The organism is Streptomyces sp. NPDC020807 (assembly GCF_040641575.1).
GTDB lineage: Bacteria > Actinomycetota > Actinomycetes > Streptomycetales > Streptomycetaceae > Streptomyces.
The window spans coordinates 1-3,469 of record NZ_JBFADU010000055.1; the positions used below are offsets into that span (position 1 = coordinate 1).

The following is a 3,469-nucleotide window of genomic DNA, read 5'->3' on the forward strand; positions in this document are numbered from 1 at the left end:
TCAAACCCGAACGAAGCAAACTGCAACACCCGAACCCCACGCCCCACACCCATCAACGGAGCGAACACCGACACCAAATTCGCCAACGCCCCATGACCCACCCCCACACCCTTCGGACGACCCGTCGAACCCGACGTGTAGATCACGTAGGCGAGGTGGGCGGGGTGGGTCTGCCGGGAGGGGGCGACGGCGGGCATGCGGTCGAGGCCGGTGCGGGTGGCGGGGTCGTCGAGCCAGACGACGCGTTCGACGCCGAGCCGGGCCGCCGCGCCGTCGGCGGCGTCGCGGGTGCTGACGACGGCACGGGCTCCGCTGTCGCGGAGGATGTAGGACAGGCGGTCCTCGGGGTGCTCCGGGTCCAGCGGGACGTAGGCGCCGCCGGCCTTCCAGACGGCGAGGATGCCGACGAGCATGTCGAGGCCGCGGGGAAGGCAGAGGCCGACGACCGATTCGCTGCTGACGCCGAGGCCGAGGAGGTGGTAGGCGAGGCGGTTGGCGCGGGTGTCGAGCTCCGCGTACGTGAGTTCCGTGCCCTCGAAGAGGGCGGCGACGGCCTCGGGGGTCAGCTGTGCGTGTGCCTCGAAGAGGTCGGGGACGAGGGCGGCTTCGACGTCGGTCGTGGTGGCGTTCCACTGGTGCAGGAGCAGGTCGCGCTCGGTCTCGGTGAGCACGTCGACGGCGCTGAGGCGGGTGGCGGGGTCGGTGACCAGCGCGGTGAGGGCGCGGGCGAGCCGCTCGGCGAGGTGGGTGGCGGTGTCCTGCTCGAACAGGTCGGCGGCGACGATGACGGATCCGTGCAGGCCGGCGGGAGCGCCTTCGGCGTCGACGTGTTCGTCGACGGCGATCTCGAGGTCGAACTTGGCGATCTTCTTGAGGTTGGCGGTGACGTCGTCGGTGGCGACGTCGGCGAGCGAGCCGGCGCGTACCGCTCCGAGGTCGATCTGTGCCTGGGTGGCGTGGTCGACGGAGAGCATGACCTGGAAGAGGGGGTGGCGGGCGAGGGAGCGGGCCGGGGCGAGCTCTTCGACGAGCTTCTCGAACGGCACGTCCTGGTTCGCCATCGCCGCGAGACTCGTCTCGCGTACCCGGTTCAGGACCTCGCGGAAGGTCGGGTCGCCGGACAGGTCCGTCCGCAGGACCAGCGTGTTGACGAAGAAGCCGACCAGGTCTCTGAGGGCCACGTCGGTGCGGCCGGCGACCGCGGTGCCGACGGGGATGTCGGTGCCGGCGCCGAGCTTCGACAGTGTCATGGCGAGGACGGCCTGGAGGGCCATGAAGGTGGTGACGCCTTCGGCGCGCGCGAGGTCCCGCAGGCGTGCGTGGACGTCGGCGGGGACGGTGAAGGGGGCGCTGAGTCCCTGGTGGGAGGGGACGGGCGGGCGGGGGTGGTCGAACGGGAGGGCCAGTTCCTCGGGGGCGTCGGCGAGTGCCTCGCGCCAGAAGGCGACCTGGCGGGAGCCGACGCTGTCGGGGTCCGCAGAGTCGCCGAGAAGCTCGCGCTGCCACAGCGCGTAGTCCGCGTACTGCACGGGCAGCGGCTCCCACGCGGGGGCTTCTCCCGCGCACCGCGCCGCGTAGGCGGTGGAGAGGTCCTGCGCGAGCGGACGCTTGGAGTAGCCGTCGCTCGCGATGTGGTGGACGAGCAGCGCGAGGGCGTGCTCGTCGGGTCCGGCGGAGAACAGCCAGGCCCGTACGGGGAGTTCGGTGGAGAGGTCGAAGGTGTGGCCGAAGACTCCGGCGACGGCGCCGGCCAGGTCGGCGGGGGTGGCGGTGTCGGGGAGTTCCACCGTCTGGAGGGCCCAGTCCAGGTCGTCCATCTCGTGGATGTGCTGGTGGGGTTCGCCGTCCTCGACGCGGAAGGTGGTGCGCAGGACCTCGTGGCGTGCCAGGACGTCCCGCAGCGCCGCTGCCAGCGCGTCCCGGTCCACCGCGCCGGTCAGGCGGAGGGACACCGGGATGTTGTACGTCGCGCTGGGGCCCTCCAGCTGCTGGATGAACCACAACCGACGCTGCGCGAATGACAACGGAATCATCGGGAACCTTCCTGGCTTCGTCCCTGCCGCAACGCCGGCACAGGCTGACTGTCAAGCGTCTGCCGCCGCCCCTGCGTGACCCTGGGGAATTCAAGTGCGTGCAGCGGATAAATCTCGTCAATAAAGATCCGCAGAAGCTCTGGTGGGCTTCTGCGGAGACTGCTTGCGAAAGAGCTGGAATGCGTCGGGAACAACTTTTCGATGTGTCGCTCCCCCGGGATGGCGCGAACCACTATGACCCAGCGCTCATCGGCGATCAATCGTCCGCCTTCACGCCGCGATCGGGCCGGAGGGGTTGCGGAAACCCGCACCTCACAGGGGTTCCCGGTCTCGTTCAACCGCCCCTGGGCGCCAGTTGAACGTCTCGGGGACGCGCTTCGGCCGCCTCATCCGATTTCTCGTACAAGGCGGCCGATTCGCTTGTCAACGCGTATGTGGTTGTTCAGCTTGAACGCACTGGATTCCTTGCGCTTTTCGTGTTACGAGGCCTTCCTTTCGCGCATCGGCCGCAGGGCCGGCCGGTTCGACTTCCGTGTGCCGAGTTGTGTCGCGAGACCGGCGGGGGTGGGGAAGTTGAACAGGGACCTGATCTCGACGTCGACGTCGAGGGCCGCGCGGACCTGGACGATGAGTTCGGTCGCGAGCAGCGAGTGGCCGCCCAGGGTGAAGAAGTCGTCGTCGACTCCGACCTTGTCCAGGCGCAGTACCTGGGCGAAGGCCTCGCACAGTGCGCGCTCCTCGCGGGTGGCGGGCTCCCGTCCCTGGCTGGAGGGCCCGCCGGAGGTGAGGGTTCCGGGTGCGGGCAGGGCCTTGCGGTCGAGCTTGCCGTTGCCGGTCAGGGGCAGCGCGTCCAGGACGACGACCGCCGACGGGACCATGTGCTCGGGCAGTCGCTGCGCCGCGAACTCCTTGAGCGAGGTGGTGAGTCCGGCCTTCTCGTCGGACTCCAGGTCGTCGGCGACGACGTAGGCGACGAGCCTGCGGTCGCCGGGGTTGTCCTCGCGGGCTATGACGGCGGCCTGGTCGACCAGCGGATGGGCGGCGATCACGCCCTGGACCTCGCCGGGTTCGATGCGGTAGCCGCGGATCTTGACCTGGTCGTCGGCACGGCCGAGGAAGACGACCTGGCCGTCCGCCGTCCACTTCGCGCGGTCACCCGTGCGGTACATGCGCTCGCCCCGCTCGTACGGGTTGGCCACGAAGCGTTCGGCGGTCAGCGCCTCCCGGCCCACGTAGCCGCGGGCGAGGCCGGCGCCGGAGACGTACAGGTCCGCGACCACACCCACCGGAACCGGTTGCAGGCGGGAATCGAGCAGGTAGAAGCGGGTGTTGTCGATCGGCGTGCCGACCGGAACGCTCCCGCCCGCGATCCCCTCGGCGGTCAGCCGCGTGGTCGCGATGCCGATCGTCGTCTCGGTCGGTCCGTAGTGGTTGTG

At 70.0% G+C, this 3,469-nt stretch carries 2 protein-coding genes; both read right to left on the reverse strand.

The annotated features are described in order from the left end of the window. Nucleotides 1-2,033 (reverse strand): condensation domain-containing protein (locus AB0G79_RS33275; RefSeq protein WP_360813217.1); only part of this gene is annotated, 2,033 nt, incomplete at its 3' end. Nucleotides 2,034-2,512: 479 nt separating this feature from the next. Next, nucleotides 2,513-3,469 (reverse strand): non-ribosomal peptide synthetase (locus AB0G79_RS33280; RefSeq protein WP_360813219.1); only part of this gene is annotated, 957 nt, incomplete at its 5' end.